General features: G+C 32.6%; 3 protein-coding genes. 2 read left to right on the top strand and 1 reads right to left on the bottom strand.

Annotation, left to right across the window (positions count from 1 at the left end):
* Nucleotides 1-903 (bottom strand): LysR family transcriptional regulator (locus MR593_RS08485; protein WP_290691864.1); only part of this gene is annotated, 903 nt, incomplete at its 3' end.
* A gap of 465 nt (nt 904-1,368) precedes the next feature.
* Between MR593_RS08485 and MR593_RS08490 the strand changes: the two genes are divergently transcribed.
* Nucleotides 1,369-2,940 carry a flotillin family protein gene (locus MR593_RS08490; RefSeq protein ID WP_290691866.1) on the top strand — a complete coding sequence of 524 codons (1,572 nt, stop codon included), beginning with the start codon at nt 1,369-1,371 and terminating at the stop codon, nt 2,938-2,940.
* A 194-nt stretch (nt 2,941-3,134) separates the two neighbouring features.
* A partial coding sequence (locus tag MR593_RS08495; RefSeq protein ID WP_290691868.1) for a sulfite exporter TauE/SafE family protein occupies nt 3,135-3,710 on the top strand: 576 nt, incomplete at its 3' end.

Raw genomic sequence — 3,710 nt, forward strand, 5'->3', positions numbered from 1 at the left:
ATCCTTTAAAATTTCTAAGTATTCCTCAGCAATAGGTGTCAAAGGCTTATCAGCTCTAGATATCCATCCGATTTCACAGTTTAAATCGTGGTGATCTAGCTTTATAAATTTTAAATCATTATAAAAAGCATCAGAGCTATGGTCCTTTGAGTTAAATACTTCTATTGCGAAACCATCTGTTTTAGCTAATAAATTAATTAAGCATTCAGAAGAACCAACTCTTACATCAGGTTTTTTATTGCAATTTGATATAGACAAATTATTCCAAGCTGGATCAGTTTTAGCATCGAAATATGTACAATATGAAAAATTGTTTAGCTCAGCAAATGTAATACTTTTTTTATCGGAATTATAATAAGGGTTTTGAGGTCCAATTACAATGTATAAATCCTTATCAGTAAATTTATGATATTCCAACCCGTGAGATTCCATGAGCTTCATATACATATGGTATGCATCGGATAAAATCATTATAATTCCAATATCTGAAATTCCAGCCTCGACATTCGAGATTATCTCTAATGTAAATGCTTCGTCGATGGAAAATTTAATATTATCATCGCTGTATTTATTGTAAATTTCAATAAAAGCTTCATTTGCCACAGGGTTAAACATATTGGAAACGCTTAAAGAGCCTGTTGACTTAGATAATTTTAAAGAAAGCGATTGCATAAATTCTATTTCGCTACATACTGATTTTGCATGATTGTAAAATTCAGTACCAAAATCAGTTAGATAAACACCTTTTGAAGTACGATTAAAAATTTTACTTCCCAATTCCTGTTCAAGGCTTCTAATAGAAGAGCTTAATGTAGATTGAGCTATGTATAGGTTTTGTGCAGCTTTATTTATAGAGCTATGCTTTGCTATTTCTAGTACATATTGTAGCTGTTCAATTTTCATCGCCTTTCTCCTCCTGTCAGTATATTTATAATGATTATATGATAACAAAATATCGTAACTTTGTTAATGAAAAATACGATACCTATTCAACGTTTTTTGATATAACTACAGATATGTTTGAAGGTATATAATGTAAGTATAGAAAACAAAACAAATAAATAATTTTTTAATATAAATAATTTTCATTAAAGTTATTAATAAACATAATACTTAGTTAATGTAATTAAGTAAGATAATTTTTCTATATGAACCCTATAAACCCAAAGCCGAAATATACTCCCTTTACAGAATATGTGAAGGGAGTATATTCGTTTTCAAAAAAGAAACAAATTTGAAAACAAAACACAAAACAACTAACAACTTTGTAATAAGTTTTAAATTGTCATTGTAATAAAATTGTTACTCTTTTCTCAAAAAAACTTACTATAATATATCTAAAATAATAATTACCAGGGGGATAGAAATATGATTAAGTTTATAATAATAGGGATAATTGTAGTTTTAGTGGTACTAATAATATCACTTGGATATGTAAAAGCTCCACCAGATCAAGCTTTTATAATATCAGGACTTAGAAGAAAGGTAGTAATAGGAAAAGCCGCAATAAAAGTGCCTTTCTTAGAGAGAAAAGACTTTGTAAATTTAAAATTGATACCAATTGATGTAAAAACATCAAATGCTGTTCCAACTAGAGATTACATCAATATAAACATCGATGCAGCAGTAAACATCAAGGTTTCTTCAGAAAAAGACAAATTAGAGCTTGCAGCACAAAACTTCTTAAATATGAGTACAACTCAAATAGCAGAAATTGCTAGAGAAGTTCTAGAAGGTAATATGAGAGAAATTGTCGGGAAAATGGGACTTGAAGAAATGGTAGGAGATAGACAAAAATTTGCAGAGCTTGTAAAAGAAAATGCAGAGCCAGACTTAGCTGGCATGGGTCTTGATATCGTCAGCTTCAATGTACAAAATTTCTTCGACAACAACAATGTTATTGAAAATTTAGGTATAGACAACATAGTTAGAATCAAAAAAGGTGCAGCTATTGCAAAGGCTCAATCTGAAAAGGATATAGCACAAGCAGAGGCAGAGGCTAAGAAGGACACAGTAATAGCACAAGCAGAAGCAGAAAAGACTTCAAAGGAAATCCAAATAAGAACTGCTACTGAAATAGCTCAAAAGGAAAACGAGCTTTCAATCAGAAGATCTGAATTGAAGCAAGAAGCAGATACGAAAAAGGCCGTAGCCGATGCAGCCTACGAAATACAAAAGCAAGAACAAAGAAAAACTATAGAAATAGCAACAGCAAACGCGACTTTAGCAGCACAAGAAAAGGAAATTTCATTACAAGAACAAAAAGCTGCTATAGCTGAAAAATTACTTGATGCTCAAGTTAAAAAACAAGCCGAAGCCGATAAATTCGCAAAACAACAACAAGCAGATGCTATATTATACGAAAGACAACGTCAAGCAGAGGCCGAAGCGTTTGAAAAGATAAAACAAGCAGAAGCACAAAAAGTATTTGCAGAAGCTGACAAATACGCAAAAGAACAAGAGGCCGAAGCAGTTAAATACAAAGCATTAGCAGAAGCCGAAGCAATCAGAGCAAAAGGGGATGCAGAAGCCGAAGCAATTAGAGCAAAAGGCATAGCAGAAGCACAAGGTATCGAAAAGAAAGCCGAAGCCATGGCAAAAATGGAAAAAGCAGCTGTTATGGAAATGTACTTCAAGGCATTACCAGACGTTGTAAGAGCTGCCAGTGCACCACTTGCTAATGTCGACAAGATCACAATGTACGGCGATGGCAACAATACTAAATTAGTCAAGGATATTATGGCTACAGTAACTCAAGTTACAGACGGACTTAAAGAATCTACAGGAATAGATTTAAACGATGTACTTGCAAGTTTCACTGGAACTAAGATAGCTATGAATTCTTTGAATAATAGAGAAGCAAATGTAGATAATAATATTATTGAACCAGTAGCTGAAGATAATAATGATGAGGCTACAACAGAAGCTAGTGATTTATAGTACGGAAAATTGATACTTTGAGTGAGGCAGAGTATTAGCTTAAGATAGAAAGGGGAGTATATCGAGATAGATATAAATCTATTTTGATAGCTCCCTTTTTATAATGCATAGAAAAATTCATAATCAGTATTTAATTCTATGATAAATTAGCAAGGATGTGTAAAATATAATAATCGAAGTGGGTGAAAAACAAAATGAATACATTAATTACATGTTTAATAGGTGGATTAGGTGCAGGTATAGGCACAGGTTTAGCTGGGCTTAGTGCAGCAGCAGTTATATCACCTATGCTGATTACATTTTTAGGTATGCCTGCATATCAAGCTGTGGGGATCGCTCTAGCATCAGATGTACTTGCAAGTGCTGTATCGGCTTATACTTATGGAAAAAACAAAAATCTAGATATCAAAAACGGAATTATAATGATGATAACAGTTTTAATATTTACCATGGTAGGTAGCTATATATCTAGTTTAGTTCCTAATAAGCTTATGGGAAGCTTTTCTGTCTATATGACGTTTTTAGTAGGTATTAAATTTATAGTAAAACCAGTTATGACTACTAAAGATGCTATGGAAGAAAAATCAGCCAAGACAAAAGCAATACAATCTGTATTGTGTGGAACAATGATTGGATTTATCTGTGGATTTGTGGGAGCTGGTGGAGGCATGATGCTTCTACTTATTTTAACAAGTGTGTTAGGCTATGAACTAAAAACTGCAGTAGGAACAAGTGTATTTATAATGGCATTTACTGCATTTACAGGAGCT

Source organism: Intestinibacter sp., from assembly GCF_022780145.1.
Classification (GTDB): Bacteria; Bacillota; Clostridia; order Peptostreptococcales; family Peptostreptococcaceae; genus Intestinibacter.